18 protein-coding genes are annotated in these 14,962 nt (G+C 64.5%); 7 read left to right on the top strand and 11 right to left on the bottom strand.

Annotated elements, in window-relative coordinates:
* Positions 1 to 1,661: cobaltochelatase subunit CobN (locus ACIQ2E_RS05405; protein ID WP_398327275.1), on the top strand; the 1,661-nt coding region annotated here is incomplete at its 5' end.
* A gap of 5 nt (positions 1,662 to 1,666) precedes the next feature.
* Here ACIQ2E_RS05405 and folP read toward each other — a convergent pair.
* From folP to ACIQ2E_RS05390, 3 genes are read right to left on the bottom strand one after another with little or no spacing between them, the layout of a single operon-like run.
* Positions 1,667 to 2,539, bottom strand: coding sequence for a dihydropteroate synthase (folP, locus tag ACIQ2E_RS05400; protein ID WP_398327272.1), 873 nt, complete (start codon positions 2,537 to 2,539; stop codon positions 1,667 to 1,669).
* Positions 2,539 to 3,279: a triose-phosphate isomerase gene (gene tpiA / locus ACIQ2E_RS05395; protein ID WP_398327281.1), complete on the bottom strand. Its 741-nt coding sequence runs from the start codon at positions 3,277 to 3,279 to the stop codon at positions 2,539 to 2,541. Before tpiA ends, folP begins: the two co-directional genes overlap by 1 nt.
* A 44-nt stretch (positions 3,280 to 3,323) precedes the next feature.
* Positions 3,324 to 3,548: an RNA-binding S4 domain-containing protein gene (locus ACIQ2E_RS05390; RefSeq protein ID WP_398327269.1), complete on the bottom strand. Its 225-nt coding sequence runs from the start codon at positions 3,546 to 3,548 to the stop codon at positions 3,324 to 3,326.
* Between the two features lie 24 nt (positions 3,549 to 3,572).
* Between ACIQ2E_RS05390 and ACIQ2E_RS05385 the strand changes: the two genes are divergently transcribed.
* Genes ACIQ2E_RS05385 through ACIQ2E_RS05375 form a run of 3 tightly spaced genes read left to right on the top strand, consistent with a single transcriptional unit; the run spans position 3,573 to position 5,965 of the window.
* Positions 3,573 to 5,309, top strand: a complete 1,737-nt coding sequence (locus tag ACIQ2E_RS05385) for an ABC transporter ATP-binding protein (protein ID WP_398327266.1) — start codon at positions 3,573 to 3,575, stop codon at positions 5,307 to 5,309.
* Positions 5,310 to 5,343: 34 nt separating this feature from the next.
* Complete coding sequence (locus tag ACIQ2E_RS05380) at positions 5,344 to 5,715, top strand: hypothetical protein (RefSeq protein WP_398327263.1); 372 nt, start codon at positions 5,344 to 5,346, stop codon at positions 5,713 to 5,715.
* Between the two features lie 22 nt (positions 5,716 to 5,737).
* Complete coding sequence (locus ACIQ2E_RS05375) at positions 5,738 to 5,965, top strand: DUF6447 family protein (protein WP_398327260.1); 228 nt, start codon at positions 5,738 to 5,740, stop codon at positions 5,963 to 5,965.
* Positions 5,966 to 5,992: 27 nt separating this feature from the next.
* On the opposite strand, the gene cysK is transcribed toward ACIQ2E_RS05375, so the two are convergent.
* On the bottom strand, positions 5,993 to 6,970 hold the full coding sequence (cysK, locus tag ACIQ2E_RS05370) for a cysteine synthase A (RefSeq protein WP_398327278.1): 978 nt from the start codon (positions 6,968 to 6,970) through the stop codon (positions 5,993 to 5,995).
* Between the two features lie 98 nt (positions 6,971 to 7,068).
* Between cysK and ACIQ2E_RS05365 the strand changes: the two genes are divergently transcribed.
* Positions 7,069 to 7,569 (top strand): HdeD family acid-resistance protein, encoded by a 501-nt coding sequence (locus ACIQ2E_RS05365; RefSeq protein ID WP_398327257.1) that lies wholly within the window; start codon positions 7,069 to 7,071, stop codon positions 7,567 to 7,569.
* A 9-nt stretch (positions 7,570 to 7,578) separates the two neighbouring features.
* Here the strand turns inward: ACIQ2E_RS05365 and ACIQ2E_RS05360 are convergent, their stop codons facing one another.
* Positions 7,579 to 7,830, bottom strand: coding sequence for a hypothetical protein (locus ACIQ2E_RS05360; protein ID WP_398327255.1), 252 nt, complete (start codon positions 7,828 to 7,830; stop codon positions 7,579 to 7,581).
* Positions 7,831 to 7,916: 86 nt separating this feature from the next.
* On the opposite strand from ACIQ2E_RS05360, the gene ACIQ2E_RS05355 reads away from it, so the two are divergent.
* Complete coding sequence (locus ACIQ2E_RS05355) at positions 7,917 to 9,137, top strand: FAD-dependent oxidoreductase (protein ID WP_398327252.1); 1,221 nt, start codon at positions 7,917 to 7,919, stop codon at positions 9,135 to 9,137.
* Here ACIQ2E_RS05355 and ACIQ2E_RS05350 read toward each other — a convergent pair.
* The 5 genes from ACIQ2E_RS05350 to ACIQ2E_RS05330 all read right to left on the bottom strand — a co-directional run bounded on the left by ACIQ2E_RS05350 (position 9,110) and on the right by ACIQ2E_RS05330 (position 13,440).
* Positions 9,110 to 11,278 carry a glutamine synthetase III gene (locus tag ACIQ2E_RS05350; protein WP_398327249.1) on the bottom strand — a complete coding sequence of 723 codons (2,169 nt, stop codon included), beginning with the start codon at positions 11,276 to 11,278 and terminating at the stop codon, positions 9,110 to 9,112. The genes ACIQ2E_RS05355 and ACIQ2E_RS05350 overlap by 28 nt on opposite strands.
* A gap of 92 nt (positions 11,279 to 11,370) precedes the next feature.
* The gene (locus ACIQ2E_RS05345) at positions 11,371 to 11,790 is read right to left on the bottom strand and encodes a hypothetical protein (RefSeq protein ID WP_398327246.1); all 420 of its coding nucleotides are present in this window, start codon (positions 11,788 to 11,790) and stop codon (positions 11,371 to 11,373) included.
* On the bottom strand, positions 11,769 to 12,056 hold the full coding sequence (locus ACIQ2E_RS05340; protein WP_398327243.1) for a hypothetical protein: 288 nt from the start codon (positions 12,054 to 12,056) through the stop codon (positions 11,769 to 11,771). The genes ACIQ2E_RS05345 and ACIQ2E_RS05340 overlap by 22 nt, the downstream gene beginning before the upstream one ends.
* Before the next feature lie 76 nt (positions 12,057 to 12,132).
* Positions 12,133 to 12,897 (bottom strand): pirin family protein, encoded by a 765-nt coding sequence (locus ACIQ2E_RS05335; RefSeq protein WP_398327240.1) that lies wholly within the window; start codon positions 12,895 to 12,897, stop codon positions 12,133 to 12,135.
* Between the two features lie 15 nt (positions 12,898 to 12,912).
* The gene (locus ACIQ2E_RS05330; protein ID WP_398327237.1) at positions 12,913 to 13,440 is read right to left on the bottom strand and encodes an NADPH-dependent FMN reductase; all 528 of its coding nucleotides are present in this window, start codon (positions 13,438 to 13,440) and stop codon (positions 12,913 to 12,915) included.
* Between the two features lie 161 nt (positions 13,441 to 13,601).
* On the opposite strand from ACIQ2E_RS05330, the gene ACIQ2E_RS05325 reads away from it, so the two are divergent.
* On the top strand, positions 13,602 to 13,961 hold the full coding sequence (locus ACIQ2E_RS05325; RefSeq protein ID WP_398327234.1) for a winged helix-turn-helix transcriptional regulator: 360 nt from the start codon (positions 13,602 to 13,604) through the stop codon (positions 13,959 to 13,961).
* A 202-nt stretch (positions 13,962 to 14,163) separates the two neighbouring features.
* On the opposite strand, the gene ACIQ2E_RS05320 is transcribed toward ACIQ2E_RS05325, so the two are convergent.
* Positions 14,164 to 14,962 (bottom strand): FAD/NAD(P)-binding oxidoreductase (locus tag ACIQ2E_RS05320; RefSeq protein WP_398327231.1); only part of this gene is annotated, 799 nt, incomplete at its 5' end.

Genomic DNA, 14,962 nt, shown 5'->3' with positions numbered 1-14,962 from the left:
CCGCCCTTGAGCGCGATGAAGACGGCATTCGCTCCCTGCCGGCCCTGCTGGCCGAGAGCAAAGGCCGCACCATCGCCGACGTGTATGCCGGCAACGACAACGGGGTGCTCGCCGATGTCGAGCTCAACCGCGTCATCACCGAGACATCGCGCGCCGCCGTAGGCGCCATGGTGCAGGCCGTGACCGGCACCGACGGTCGCGTGACGCTGCGCCGCAACTTCGCCTGGTTCTTCAACCTGCTCGAGCAGTTCGGCTTCAAACTGCCCAGCCCCTGGCTGAGCGCCTGCCGCAACGCCGGCTTCCCGGATGTGGATCAGGCCGAGCTCGACAAGCTGTTCGGCTACCTGCAGTTCTGCCTCGAGCAGGTGTGCGCCGATCTGGAGATGCAGAGCCTGCTGCGAGCCCTCGATGGCGAATACGTGCTGCCGGGCCCCGGCGGCGACCCGATCCGCAACCCTGGTGTGCTGCCCAGCGGCAAAAACCTGCATGCCCTCGATCCACAGGCCATCCCCACCAAAGCCGCCATCGCCGCCGCCAAAGGTGTGGTGGACAAGCTGATCGAGCGCCAGAAGCAGGAGCAGGGCACCTGGCCGGAAACCATCGCCTGCGTGCTCTGGGGCACCGACAACATCAAGACCTACGGCGAATCGCTGGCACAGATCCTCTGGTTCATCGGCGTGAAGCCGGTGCCCGATTCCCTGGGCCGGGTGAACAAACTCGAGCTGATCTCCCTCGAGGAGCTGGGTCGCCCCCGGATCGATGTGGTGGTGAACTGCAGCGGTGTGTTCCGCGACCTGTTCATCAACCAGATGGCCCTGATCGATCAGGGCGTGAAGATGGCCGCCGAGGCTGATGAGCCCCTAGAGATGAACTTCGTGCGCAAGCACTCCCAGGAGCAGGCCGAGAAGGAGGGCATCTCCCTGCGTGATGCCGCCACCCGCGTGTTCTCCAACGCCAGCGGCAGCTATTCATCGAATGTGAACCTGGCAGTGGAGAACAGCACTTGGGAAGAAGAGAACGAATTGCAGGAGATGTATCTGTCCCGCAAAACCTTCGCCTTCAATGCCGACAACCCCGGCGAGATGAACCAGAAGCGCGAGGTGTTCGAGTCGGTGATGAAGACCGCCGATGTGACCTTCCAGAACCTGGATTCCGCGGAGATCTCGCTCACCGATGTGAGCCACTACTTCGACAGTGATCCCACCAAGCTGATCCAGGGCCTGCGCGACGACGGCAAAGCACCGGCGAGCTACATCGCCGATACCACCACCGCCAACGCCCAGGTGCGCTCCCTAAGCGAAACGATCCGCCTCGATTCCCGCACCAAGCTGCTCAACCCCAAGTGGTATGAGGGCATGCTCAACTCCGGCTACGAGGGCGTGCGTGAAGTGGCCAAGCGCCTCAACTTCACCCTGGGCTGGAGCGCCACCAGCGGCGCCGTTGACAACTTCGTCTACGAAGAAGCCAACGAAACCTTCATCAATGACCCAGAGATGCGCAAGCGGCTGATGGAGCTCAACCCCCACAGCTTCCGCCGTATCGTGGGCACCTTGCTCGAAGTGAACGGCCGCGGTTACTGGGAAACCTCCGACGAGAACATCCAGCAACTGCAGGAGATCTACCAGGAGATCGAAGACCGCATCGAGGGCGTCAGCAACTGACGCCCTCAGCGCCAGAGCGCATCGGCCATCTTGGCTACCTGCACGATCGGGCCACCGTCGTGCACTCTCACGACGTCCACCCCGGCTGACACGCACTGAGCCACAACGGCTGCCGTTCCCCAGAGCCGGGCTTTCGCCCGTGGCTCCTCAAGCACCGCTCCGATAAAGCGTTTACGAGAGGGACCAACTAAGAGCGGGACGCCTTCACTGCGCAACTGGGCAAGGCCCCTCAAGAGTGCCAGGTTTTGTTCTGTTGTTTTCGCAAAGCCGAGGCCCGGATCCCAGATCAGTTGCTCCTGGCGAACTCCAGCAGCAAGGGCCAGCTGGCTGGCTCGCTGCAACTCTCTCAGCACCGATGGGACCACTCCAGCAGCGCCATAGTCAGTGAGCCCGTCCATGGAGTGGCTGTCGCCCCGGGAGTGCATCAACACGTAGGGGCACCCCACCTGGGCAACCAGCGACAGCATCGCAGGATCCTGACGGCCACCGCTCACATCGTTGATCCAATCAGCACCGGCCGCCAGGGCGGCTTCGGCCACCGGCGCTCGAAAAGTATCAACCGAAATCAGTGGACGGCCGCTGGCCTGAGGAGCGTCACCGCGCGGCGGGCAGCGCATCTGGCCGCTGTCGATCGCCTGGCGAATCAACTGCAAGGCCGGCAGCAACCGAGCCTGCTCTTCAGCCGCTCCAACATCCTCTGCACCCGGCCGTGTGCTCTGGGCACCGAGATCGAGGATTTCCACCCCCTGGGCTACCAAACGCTGCGCCTGAGCCAGGGCGCGCGCTGGGCGATCAAAGCGGCCGCCATCACTGAAGGAATCGGGGGTGAGGTTGATCACCCCCATCACATGGGTGCGCTGCCCCCAGCGCAGTGCCATCAGGCGGCTACAGGCACCTGGTAGTTGGCGATGCGAGCAAAACCTTCTGGATCCAGGGAGGCGCCGCCCACCAGCACGCCATCGATATCGCTCTGAGCCATCAGTTGATCGATGGTGGCGGGGTTCACCGAACCGCCGTACTGAATCACCACCTCGGGATAGCCCACCCACAGGCGGATCAGGCCGCAGATGCGGTTGGCCTCGGCGGCTTCGCAGGTTTTGCCGGTGCCGATGGCCCAGATCGGCTCATAGGCCACGATCAGGCGGGCTGGATCCAGACCATCCACGCCCTGCTCCACCTGGCGGCGAATCACGCGTTCAGCTTCACCGGCTTCCCGCTGGGAATCGCTCTCACCCACGCAGAGGATCGGGATGATGCCGTGCTTCTGGGCGCTGCGGGCGCGCAGGTTGATTTGCTCGTCGGTCTCGCTGTAGTACTTGCGCGGCTCGCTGTGGCCCACGATCGCGTGAGTCACGCCGTGCTCCATCAGCATCGGCGCCGAGATCATGCCTGTGAAGGCTCCTTTCTCCTGCCAGTGGATGTTCTGAGCGGAGATGTGGATGCGGCTGCCAGCCAGGGCCGCACTCAAGGTGGGGATCGCCGTGAAGGGAGGTGCCAGCACCACCTCGCGGTCGGCAGGGAGGCTGGCCACCAGGGGCTTGAAGGCGTCAGCGAAGGCCTGCGCTTCGGCGCAGGTCATGTGCATCTTCCAGTTGCCTGCGATGACGGCCTTACCCACAGCGTCCTGAACGAATCGACCCACCAACCTAAAGGCTGCCCGGTTCAGCCCTGATCGGCCGTGTTCTGCGGCACCACATGGGTCTGGCCATCCAGCTCAACGCGATCGCCAGGCTTGAGCTTGCGGCCCCGCTGGGTTTCCTGAAAGCCATTCACCCGCACCTCACCGCCCTGGATGCGCTGCTTGGCCTCACCACCAGTGAACGCCAGGCCCTGCCATTTGAGGAACTGATCAAGCCGGATCGATTCAGCCGCGGGGGAGGTGGCCAAAAAAAGCGCTGATAGCTTGCCTTGATGCTCGCACCCCCCTCGGCCGGTTTCCGGCGGCTCCTGCCGCTGCTGATGCCCTACCGCTCCGCACTCCTGGCCGGTGGGGCTTGCATGCTCGTGTTTGTGGCCTGCTGGCCGCTGCTCGCCTGGCTGGCCGGCCAACTGATCCCCGCGATCGGTGCCGGTGATTTCGGCCGGGTGCTGCAGGTGATCGGCCTGGCTCTCAGCGTGTTCATGCTGCAGAAGCTGGCCCAATTCGGCCAAGACACCCTCCTGGCAGGCCCTGCCCTGCAGGTGAGCCAAGAACTGCGCCGCCGCCTGTTCGCGCGGCTGCAACGCCTGGATTTTGGGGTGCTCGAAAAACTCTCCGCCGGCGACCTCACCTACCGCCTCACCGAAGACGCCGACCGCGTCGGAGAGGTGATCTACAAAACAATCCAAGACACCACCCCTTCTGCGCTGCAGCTGGTGGTGGTGTTCGGCTACATGGTTTGGCTCGACTGGAAGCTGTCGCTGGGCACCCTGCTGCTGGCTCCGCTGGTGGCGGTGCTGGTGAGCGTGTTCGGCGCCAAGGTGATGGGCGCAGCCGAGAAGAGCCAGAAGCAGGTGAGCGAGCTGGCGGCCCTGCTCGGGGAGGCGATCGGCGGGCTGCCGCTGGTGCGCGCCTTTGCCGCTGAACCCTGGCTCCAGCAGCGCTTCGAAACGGAGATCGATCTGCACCGCCGCGCCCGCTACCGCACCCAGCGGCTGCTCGCACTCCAATACCCCGTGGTGGGCTTCCTCGAGGCGGCCGGCATCCTGGCAGTGCTGCTGATGGGCGCCGCGCGGATTCAAAGCGGCGACCTCAATGGCCAGGGCTTCAGTAGTTATGTAGCGGCGCTGCTGATGCTGATCGATCCGATCAGCCACCTCACCACCAACTTCAACGAGTTCCAGCAAGGGCAGGCCTCGCTGCGGCGTCTGCGCGAGATCGAGCAGCAGGCCATCGAACCCCCCGATCGGCCCCAGGCACTGCCTCTGGGCCAGGTGGCGGGAGAACTCACCCTCGAGCAGGTGAGCTTCAGCTATGAGGCGGAGCAACCCGTGCTGCGGAACCTCAGTCTGCGGGTGAAGCCAGGGCAGGTGGTGGCCCTGGTCGGCCCCTCTGGCGCCGGCAAAAGCACGCTGTTTTCGCTGCTGCTGCGCTTCAACACCGCCCAGAGCGGGCGGGTGCTGCTGGATGGCTGCGATCTAGCCGACCTCAAGGCAAGCGAGCTGCGCAAGGCCGTGGCACTGGTTCCCCAGCAGAGCGCGGTGTTCTCAGGAACGGTGGCTGAGGCGATCGCCTTCGGCCGGCCAGCAACCCCCGATCAGATCCGGGCGGCTGCACGGCTGGCCAATGCGGATGGCTTCATCGAAGCGATGCCAGGCGGCTACGAGGCCCGAGTGGAAGAGCGAGGCAGCAACTTCTCAGGCGGCCAGCTGCAGCGACTGGCCATCGCCCGGGCGGTGTTGGGGGATCCGGCGGTGTTGCTGCTGGATGAAGCCACCAGCGCTCTCGATGCCGAATCGGAGGAAGCCGTGCAGCGGGGCTTGGATCAGGCCATGGCCGGGCGCACGGTGCTGGTGATCGCCCACCGCCTCTCCACCGTGCAGGAGGCCGATTCAATCGTGGTGCTCGAGCACGGACAGATCGTGGATCAGGGCAACCACGACCTCTTGATCAGCCGCCCCGGCCGCTACCGCGACCTGTGCGAGCGCCAGCTGATTCGCGGGGCCTGAAGCGCCCATAACCTGGGCCGATGATCCAAGGGCAATGAGCGCATCGCCGAAAGCTCCCAAGTGGGAATACCGGGTTATCCACATCAACGTGGATAACCAAACCCCACCACAGCCACCCGACCCGCAGGTGGCCAGTCAGAAGATGGGGGGGGCTCTCAGCCCGGAATTCATCACCCGCGAATTCCCTCAGGTGTACGGGCCGAATCAGCAAGCCCAAGCACCCCCCAAGCATCCAGCAGAGCAGCTCCAGCACTTCCTCAACCTTCTGGGTCAGGAGGGATGGGAAATGACCACCACGGCCCAGGTGGGGCAACTGCTGATGTTCTTCTTTAAGAGACCTCTTCCCCAAGCACTCTCGAAAACCACTGCAGAGGAAGCCGCCTCAGGCGAGAATGGATTGGCATAAAACCAACCGGACTACCACACAAGTGACCGACTCCGCCGCCCAGCAGCCCCCCGTGCTCACCTTCGAGGGCAAGCGCTACGACCTCAACACGCTGCCGGACGATCTGAAAGAGCTGGTGCGCGGCATGCAGGTGGCCGATGCCCAGCTGCGCATGCACGAAGACACACTGAAGGTGCTGGCCGTGGGTCGTCAGTCGATGGCGATGCAGCTGAACGAGCGCCTCAAGACCATCACCCCCCTGGCGGACTGAGCCAGGCAACCACAGGTGAGGCCCGCCTCAGACAGGCAGGCCTCGCTCGTTGAAGATCCCTTCAAACAACACGGAGCTGAGATAGCGCTCGCCGGAATCTGGCAACACAACCACAACGGTTTTGCCCGCCATCTCCGGTTCCCGGGCAAGCCGCAACGCCGCCACGGTGGCGGCCCCGCAGCTGATGCCCGCCAGGATGCCTTCTTCGCGGGCCAGGCGACGCGCCATCGCCACAGCTTCCTCGTCGCTCACCTGCTCAACGCGATCCACCAGGGCCAGATCCAGGTTGCCGGGCACAAAGCCAGCACCGATGCCCTGAATCTTGTGGGGGCCGGGCTGCAGGGGGTCACCCGCTTTGGTCTGGCTGATCACCGGGCTGTTGCTCGGCTCCACCGCCACGCTCACCAGGGGCTTGCCGAGGGTGGATTTGATGTAGCGGCTGACACCGGTGATCGTGCCACCGGTGCCCACGCCCGCCACCAGCACATCCACCTGGCCATCGGTGTCGTCCCAGATTTCAGGGCCGGTGGTGTCGTGATGGATCTGTGGGTTGGCGGGATTCACGAACTGCTGCAACAGCACCCAGCGATCGGGATCGCTCGCAGCGATCTCCTTGGCGCGGTTCACAGCGCCGGTCATCCCCATGCGCCCTTCGGTGAGCTCCAGATGGGCGCCGAAAGCCGTAAGCAGCTTGCGCCGCTCCAGGCTCATCGTTTCCGGCATGGTGAGTGTGAGCGGGATGCCCTTACTCGCCGCCACAAAGGCGAGGGCGATGCCGGTGTTCCCGCTGGTGGGTTCGATCAGTGCCTTGCCAGGGCCCAGAAGCCCCTCGCGCTCAGCGGCAGCCACCATCGCAGCGCCGATGCGGCATTTCACCGAATAGGCAGGGTTGCGTCCCTCGATCTTGGCCAAAACCCGCGCCCCGCAGCCCTCGCTCAGGCGGTTGAGCTGCACCAGAGGTGTCCGGCCGATCGTGAGGCTGTTGTCGCTGAAGATCGCGGCCATCGGTCGGCGGGTGAACACAGACAGTGCTCGCACCCTAATGAGGGCTCAGGCGAGCGGGCAAAACACACCTAACCTGTTGCGTTCCAGCCTTCTCCCCGGTGAATCCCACAACCCTTCGGCGCATCACGGCCGTTCTGCTGTTCGTAGCGGCCGCTGCTTCGATTGCACTGCCCTTCCTCTCCGCCACAGCGCTCACCTTGAGCATCGGCGTGATCGCGGCCGTGGCGGGTGTGACCCAACTGCTACGTCTGGGGCAGGCCGAAGGCACCAAAGGCAAGATCTTCCGTGCCTTATCTGCCATCTTCTATCTCGTGGCTGGCATCTGGGTGGTGGCCTACCCGATCGAAAGCGAGATCAGCCTCACCTTGTTTGTGGGTCTGCTGTTGATATTCGAAGGCGTCATGGAACTCGCCGCAGCAGCTGCCAGCCAGGGCGAAGCCCGCGGCCTGGTGCTGATGGATGGTGTGGTCACAGCAATCCTTGGTGGCCTGCTGGTAGCGGAGTGGCCGAGCGACAGCCTCTGGGCGGTGGGCACGCTCTTCGGGATCTCCCTCTTCTTCAGTGGCTTCCGGCTGCTCACCTCCCCCACCGAGGCCTGAGCACGCAGTTCACTGAAGCTTCACCACATCCACGGGTTCGCCGAACACGTTCGCCAGATCGCGAGCGACCGCAACCGCACGCTCGTGGGTGTGAAACACCCAGGCCCGATGGGGATCCGTCACTGTTTCGATCAGTTCGTTACGGGCGGCGATCCCCAAAAACTGCGCATCCCCGCCCCCGCGCAGCACATAGCGCTCCGGCTGTGAGCCTTCGCCGCAGCCATGGGGATCGATCCAGGGCCTCCAAAATTTGAGCGACATCGCGTGGTGAGACTCAGTTGCACCCCCGCTCTAGCCACGCGGCTCGTCATGAACCAACAGATTGAGCCCCCGCTGCAGACCGCTTGATGAACCGGTTCGTGGTGGTGGGAGCGGGACCGGCCGGGTTGAGCCTTGCTCTTCAGCTCGCGCGCGCTGGCCATCCCGTGGCGCTGGTGGAAGCCAGCCGGCAGTTCAGCCGCCAGTTTCGCGGCGATGCCCTGATGCCCTGCGGCCAGGAGGCACTGGCCCGGATGGGGCTAAGCGATCTGGTGGAGGGCTTGCCCCAGAGACCGCTGGCGGGCTGGAGCGTGTGGGTGAACAGACACAAGTTGTTTGCAGTGCCCGAGCCGATGGGCTCGCTGCAGCCCTGCCGACTGGTGCCACAGCAGCTGCTGCTGGAGGCCCTCTTGGCCAAGGCCCTGCAGGAGCCCCTCTTGCAATGGCATCCGGGGCAGGCCGTGAAGCGGCTCCAACGCAACGGCGCGCGCATCTGCGGCGTGGAGCTGGCGAATGCTGGCCGGCTGGAGGCGGATCTGGTGGTGGGCTGCGATGGTCGCCAGTCCCTGGTGCGCCGCGAGGCGGGCGTCCAATTGCAACAACGAGGCCGTGGACTGGAAGTGCTCTGGTTTGAACTGCCAGGACCTCTGCCGGGCAATCTGGATGGCGGCTTCAGCACCCACCTCTCCGCTGGTGCCGTGGGCAGCTCCTGCATCGGAGCCCGTGGGGAGCTGCAGCTGGCCTGGCTGCTGAAGAACGGTGGGCCCACGCCCCGGCGCACCCCGCAGGCCTGGGGCGATGCCTGGGCACAGCTGCTCCCCTCTCCAGTGGCGAACTTGGTGAGGGAGCGAGCCGGAGAGCTGCAGGGCCCGCTACGGGTGTCGGTGCCGGTGGGACTGGCGGAGCGCTGGCATCAGCCGGGGCTGCTGTTGCTTGGCGATGCAGCCCACCCGATGAGTCCGGTGCGGGCGCAGGGCATCAACATGGCGTTGCGCGACAGCCTGGTGGCTGCAAGTCTCCTCAGCCAAGCCGAGCCTGAGGAGCTCGATCGGGCGGCGGCCGCGGTGGAACAGCAGCGCCTGCCGGAAATTCAACGCATGCAATCGCTTCAAAGCGCTGAAGCTCTCCAGGGGCAGCTGGTGGGCCATACACCACTGCTGCGAGCCCTGCTCGCTCAGGGCAGGGTCTTGCTTGGCCCTTGGGCGCAACGGGTCTGGCAAGCCCGCCAGACCCCACTGCGCGAAGGGCTGGCGGGTGCCTTACCCGCCGCCGAGTTGGCGCCTCAGCGCACAAACAGCATTTCCTGGTAGGTGGGAAGCGGCCAGGCAGCGTCGTCTACCAGAGCCTCAAGGGCATCGGCGGCGGCCCGCAGCTCACCCATCAGCGGCATCAGCTGATCAGCGCAGTGGCGCATGTGCGCCTCGGCGCCGTGGGGAGCCGACCCCAGCGCTGCTTCCAGAACATTGGCCCGCTCCACCAGCTGCTGGTTGAAGCCAGCGATCTGCAGGGCGATGGCCTTCGAGGGCTGCAATCCAATCGCTTCCTGCTCTTGCAGGGAGCCCGCCAGCTCACCGAGGTAAGCGCTCACCGCCGGGTAGATCACGGTGCGGGCGAGACGCAGCGCCAGGCGCACTTCCACCTCGATTGCCAGGATGTACTGCTCGGCATACACCTCGAAGCGGCTCTCCAGCTCCACGGGGCTGAGCACGTTCTGGCGGGTGAACAGATCGCGGATGGCATCGCGCTTGAGCACCGGCAGCGCATCGGCGCTGGTGCGCAGATTCTCCAGACCCCGCTCCTTCACGGCCATCTCGTGCCAAGCGCTCGAGTAGCCGTCGCCGCCGAAGATGACGGCGCCGTTCTCCTGGGTGATCTGTTGCAGCACCCCGAAACTGGCCTTCTCGATGCTCTCACCTTTGGCTAAGCGCGCTTCAAGCTGATCAGCCACCCAGCTGAGGGCATCAGCCAGCACGGTGTTGAGCACCACCAGCGGACCAGCCACCGACTGGCCTGAACCCACCGCACGGAACTCGAAGCGGTTGCCGGTGAAGGCAAACGGCGAGGTGCGGTTGCGATCACCTGCGTCCTTGGGGAACTCGGGCAGGCTGTCGACGCCGAGCTGCATCACGCCACCGCTGGTGGAGCTCTGCAGCTGGCCGGCCTTGATCTGGTTGAACACGTCCTCGAGCTGGCTGCCGAGGTACACCGAGATGATCGCCGGGGGCGCTTCGTTGGCGCCGAGGCGATGATCGTTGCTGGCGGTGGCAATAGCAGCGCGCATCAGCGGGCCGTACTGGTGCACACCGCGGATCACAGCCCCGCAGAACAGCAGAAACTGCATGTTCTTGTGGGGGGTCTTGCCGGGATCGAGCAGGTTGCCCTGGGTGCTGTTGCCGATCGACCAGTTCACATGTTTGCCGCTGCCGTTCACGCCGGCAAAGGGCTTTTCATGCAGCAGGCAGGTGAAGCCGTGGCGCTTGGCAGTGCTCTTGAGCACCGTCATGATCAGCTGCTGGTGGTCGGTGGCCACGTTGGCGGCCTCATGCACTGGGGCAATCTCGAACTGACCGGGGGCCACCTCGTTATGGCGGGTCTTGGCGGGCACTCCGAGGCGGTAGAGCTGATCCTCCACGTCCTGCATGAACACCTGCACCCGCTCGGGGATCGCACCGAAGTAGTGGTCGTCGAACTGCTGCCCCTTGGCCGGCGGCGCACCGAACAGGCTGCGACCGGAGAGCTGCAGGTCGGGGCGGAGGGCCATGAAGGCGTTGTCCACCAGGAAATACTCCTGCTCAGCGCCGCAGCTGGAGTTGATCGGAGCGATCTCCTTTTCACCCAGCAGCTTGAGCACGCGACGCGCCTGCGCGTTCACCGCGGCGTTGGAGCGCAGCAGCGGGGTTTTCTTATCGAGGGCCTCACCGGTCCACGACACAAACACCGTGGGGATGCAGAGGGTGACGCCGTTGGGCGTACGCATCAACCAGGCGGGGCTGGTCACATCCCAGGCCGTGTAGCCGCGGGCCTCAAAGGTGGAACGCAGGCCGCCGTTGGGGAACGAGGAACCGTCAGGCTCACCCTGCACCAGCAGCTTGCCGGTGAACTCGGTGATTGCGCGGCCATCACCCTTGGGCACGATGAATCCGTCGTGCTTCTCCGCCGTGAGGTTGGTGAGCGGATAGAACACGTGGGCGTAGTAGAGAGCACCGCGGCTGGTGGCCCAGTCCTTCATGGCACCGGCCACGGCATCGGCCACGGAAGCATCGAGGCGGCCGCCTTCGCGGATCGTGGCCTGGATCGACTTGAACACGCTGCGGGGCAGCGCCTCTTTCATCCGATCCAGGGTGAACACATCGCTGGCCCAGATGTCCTGGAGAGCGGATGGGGCCTGCACCGCCGCAGGCTTACGCCGCTGGATGGTTTGCAGGGCGGCAAAACGCTCAGCACTGGGCATGGCCGATATGTATCAATTCAAACCATGCAAGGCGCGCACGGCAGGTTCATTGGTATCAGGCGATACCAATTTGCGATCTGATCGGCGCCGCCTCAGCGCGCGCCGCTGCGCCACCAGGGCCTCGGCAGGCACCAGTAGATCAGCAGCAGCAGCTCAACCACCACCAACACACCCAGCCCGGTTGCCATCAAAGACCTGGCCAGGGAAACCAGCACCAGCCACACCACGCCGTAGCTGAGGGTCACGGCCAGGGAAAGGCTGAGGGCCACGATCGCCACCACACGGCCCCAGCGGCGGCCTTTCACCAAAGCTGCCGAAGCCACCACCCCGAGCACCAGGGCCGGCAGAATCGCACTGAGCCCAACGGCCCAGTTGGCGGCCCCCATGGAGCCGCCACTGGTGAGCAGCTGCACCAACCAGGGCAAGCCGGCAGCGTTGAGGAGCAAACCGGCCCAGGCCAAGGACCGATCGAGGCTCTGGTTCGCTTGCATCAGCAGCCAGGAGAACGCCACGCCATGAAACCGGCATGGCGCAAGGTGCGCCAGCAGCCGCTGGGGGTGCTCATCTCCACACCCACCTGCAGGGCCAGCTGACGCTCCCGTTCGCGCTGATCAGCACGCTCATCCACCAAACCCTGAAGCTCCAGCCACTCCAACGCTGCCTCGAGCGCTAACTCGAGGCTCTCGAAGGTCTCGTCCAGCACCGGATGGGGTTGCCCCTGCCGGTCGGTGAGGCGGTAGAGCCGCGTGGAGATCGCCTGACGGGACGCATAAGCCATTGCTCAAGCCTGATCGGATCAACCGAGCAGGCGGGTGCCCTGGATCACAGGCGGCTGTGCCCGCTCAGAACGGGCTTCAGTGCAACTCAAACAGCAGCACGTCGGCGCCGGATGAGCCAGCCGTCAGGGTCGGCGGCACGGCAGCTCCGGCAGGCCGAGGCGTCCAGCCGAGCCCGTCACCGCGCTGCAACAGCCAAGGCTGCTCCAGCTGTCCATCGATCATCTGGATCCAGGCCGCCCCCGAGAGCTCCGGCAGTTCCACCACCTCTGCGGCCTGGAGTTGCCCCCGCCAGAGGCGCACCGGCCGGTGAATCGCCATGGCGCCCTCCTGGCGCTGAGGATCAAGCAACGCGGTCCAGCCGCGTTGGAGAGGAAAAGGTTTCTGCTCGTAGGCCGGAGCGATTCCGGTGGAGCTTGGCTCTACCCAGATCTGCAGCAGGCGGCAGGCCTGATCCGATCCATTGATCTCGCTGTGAACCACACCCGTGCCAGCGCTCATCCGCTGCACCTCCCCGGCGCGCAGCACCTCGGCGTGCCCCATCGAATCGCGGTGGTGCAATTCCCCCTGCACCATCACCGTGATGATCTCCATATCGCGGTGGGGATGCATGCCGAAGCCCCGGCCCGCGGCAATCGTGTCGTCGTTGATCACCCGCAGCGGCCCGAAGCCCATCCAGGCCGGGTCGACATGGCTGGAGAAGGAAAAGCTGTGCCAGCTATCCAGCCAATCGAGCTGACTGTGAAAGCGCTCAGCGGCTGGGCGCAGCACCAGCGCATGGGCGCCCAGGGCATCAGCCAGCAAGAGATGGCTAGCGGGAATGGCGGTTCGAGTGGTTGTCATGGCCAGTGAATCGTCTCAGGGCTGGAGCGGTTGCAGTTGCTTGAGGCGGTGAATCACATCGGCGATGGACTCATCCTTGGCGCTGCTGGTGCGGTTACTCACCACCTGCCGGCCCACCACATGGGCTCCGAGATGGGCGAGTTGTAGGCGCAGCGCCGCAAGAACCGCGTAGCCACCGCCACCGGAGTGGGTGGCGATCGCCACTGGGCGGCCGTTAAACAGAACGCGGAAGTCGTCACCCTGCACCGACAGCCAGGCGATGGCGCTGGTGAGCACCGGAGGGATGGAACCGTTGTATTCGGGTACGCAGATCACCCAGTGCGTTGCACCCACCAGCGTCTGGTGCAAGGACGCGACGGCCGGCGGTGTCCCGCCGGACCAGGTCCGCGCATTGAACAGGGGAAGGTCTACAGCGGTGAGATCCAGCACCTCAGCACTGAGGCCTTGAATACGCGCCTGGGCAGCGAAACGCTCGGCCAGCTTGAGGTTTTCACCGTTGCTGGCAGCAATCACCAACAGACTCGTGGGCAAGGGCGTGGTCATGGCTGTGCTCAGCTCCAGGTTGTTCAACAACGGCACGGCGATCTTTCCAGCTTGTTGCGGTTGCCACCGCCGAAAGCCGCTGCTCCCTGTGATCGTGCGCTGGGCAGCGGCAGGAACACAAGAGCGCACCGCAAAGTGGGGTGGTTACCCAAACGTGAGCGATGGGTGGGGACAAGGGTTTTCAGAGCAGCCATCAGCACAGTCATTGCAAGGCGGAGCTGGCGCTCAAGGTGATCCAGGGGCGCTGGAAGCTGCTGATCTTGCGGGAATTGCTGGAGGGGATCCGCCGCTTCTCCGATCTGCAGCGCGCCCTGGCCGATGTTCAGCAAGGGGTGAGCCAGAAGGTGCTCACCTCCCAACTGCGCGAACTCGAAGCCGATGGCGTAATCACCCGCACGGTGTATCCCGAGGTGCCGCCCCGGGTGGAGTACGCCCTCACAGACTTGGGCTATGAGCTCGTGCCGGTCCTGGATGGACTTCACGCCTGGGGCGAACGAGCCGAACTGGGCCAAGCCCCCTGATCGTTGGGTAAAGGTTCGTGCGGTGTCCTGGTGCACTCTTTTGGTGCACTGTCTTGGTGTGGTGTCTTGGTGTGGTGTCCAAAGGCGGATATCCATGGATATCCGGCCTTGGACAGTGCACTGATCCAATGCAACGCCCTCAAAGAAGAGGGCGCACTCCGGCCTTCTCCAAATCGGCAGAAAAGCCTTCTGAAGCTCAAGATCAGTGCTTCACACCAGGGATGAAGCGCTTCTCGTGGTCGGCACCTTTGAGCATGCGGTTCCAATACACCCAGGGCAGGATCGTGGTCTTCATCACCCACATGCTCCAGCGCTCCTTGGTCGGATCGAGCGGAAAGGAAGGCTCGGGTTGGGCGTCATAATTGAACTCAGCCATGATCGTTTTGCCGTAGCCGGTGATTAACGGGCAGCAGCTGTAGCCGTTGTAGGAGCCGTTGCCCTTGCCACCATCGAGCTGGGCTAGCAGGTTGGTAACCAGTGCCGGCGCCTGACCGCGCACAGCGGCAGCTGTTTTGGAGTTGGGCATGCCGCTCACATCACCGATCGCGAACACGTTCGGGTAGCGCAAATGCTGAGTGGAGTGCTTATCAACCTCCACAAAGCCGCTGGCAGCCGCCAGGGGGCTCTGGGCCACCACATCCGGCGCCGCCATGGGCGGAGTCACATGCAAGAGCTCATAGCTGATCACCTCCTCGCGAGGTTCATCGCCCTCCTTGCTCACCTTGAACACGGCCTCTTTCGTGCCAGGCCGCACCTCGATCAGGGTGTGGTTGTAGCGGGCATCAATGCCCTTGCGGGCAACCACCTCACGCAGTGGTGCGGCATAGGCGGGTATACCAAAGATGCCGGGGGTCGCCGTGGCATAGATCACATTGCTCTTGGCGGCCACGGCTGGATCGCGCTTGATCGCGTCATCGGCCATGTAGGCAATTTTCTGGGGAGCGCCGGGACACTTGATCGGCATCGGCGCGCAGGTGAACACGGCATTGCCGCCCTTGAAC

Origin of the sequence: Vulcanococcus sp. (genome assembly GCF_044369115.1) — a bacterium.
Lineage (GTDB): Bacteria > Cyanobacteriota > Cyanobacteriia > PCC-6307 > Cyanobiaceae > Vulcanococcus.
This window is presented reverse-complemented; position numbering and strand designations above follow the sequence as displayed.

Bases quoted from the DNA above. Each gene is read 5' to 3' on its own strand.
- ACIQ2E_RS05350 (WP_398327249.1), bottom strand. From the start codon at position 11,278: ATGCCCAGTGCTGAGCGTTTTGCCGCCCTGCAAACCATCCAGCGGCGT.
- ACIQ2E_RS05355 (WP_398327252.1), top strand. From the start codon at position 7,917: ATGAACCGGTTCGTGGTGGTGGGAGCGGGACCGGCCGGGTTGAGCCTT.
- ACIQ2E_RS05380 (WP_398327263.1), top strand. From the start codon at position 5,344: ATGAGCGCATCGCCGAAAGCTCCCAAGTGGGAATACCGGGTTATCCAC.
- ACIQ2E_RS05330 (WP_398327237.1), bottom strand. From the start codon at position 13,440: ATGACCACGCCCTTGCCCACGAGTCTGTTGGTGATTGCTGCCAGCAAC.
- cysK (WP_398327278.1), bottom strand. From the start codon at position 6,970: ATGGCCGCGATCTTCAGCGACAACAGCCTCACGATCGGCCGGACACCT.
- ACIQ2E_RS05360 (WP_398327255.1), bottom strand. From the start codon at position 7,830: ATGTCGCTCAAATTTTGGAGGCCCTGGATCGATCCCCATGGCTGCGGC.
- folP (WP_398327272.1), bottom strand. From the start codon at position 2,539: ATGGCACTGCGCTGGGGGCAGCGCACCCATGTGATGGGGGTGATCAAC.
- ACIQ2E_RS05325 (WP_398327234.1), top strand. From the start codon at position 13,602: ATGGGTGGGGACAAGGGTTTTCAGAGCAGCCATCAGCACAGTCATTGC.
- ACIQ2E_RS05385 (WP_398327266.1), top strand. From the start codon at position 3,573: ATGCTCGCACCCCCCTCGGCCGGTTTCCGGCGGCTCCTGCCGCTGCTG.
- ACIQ2E_RS05335 (WP_398327240.1), bottom strand. From the start codon at position 12,897: ATGACAACCACTCGAACCGCCATTCCCGCTAGCCATCTCTTGCTGGCT.
- ACIQ2E_RS05340 (WP_398327243.1), bottom strand. From the start codon at position 12,056: ATGGCTTATGCGTCCCGTCAGGCGATCTCCACGCGGCTCTACCGCCTC.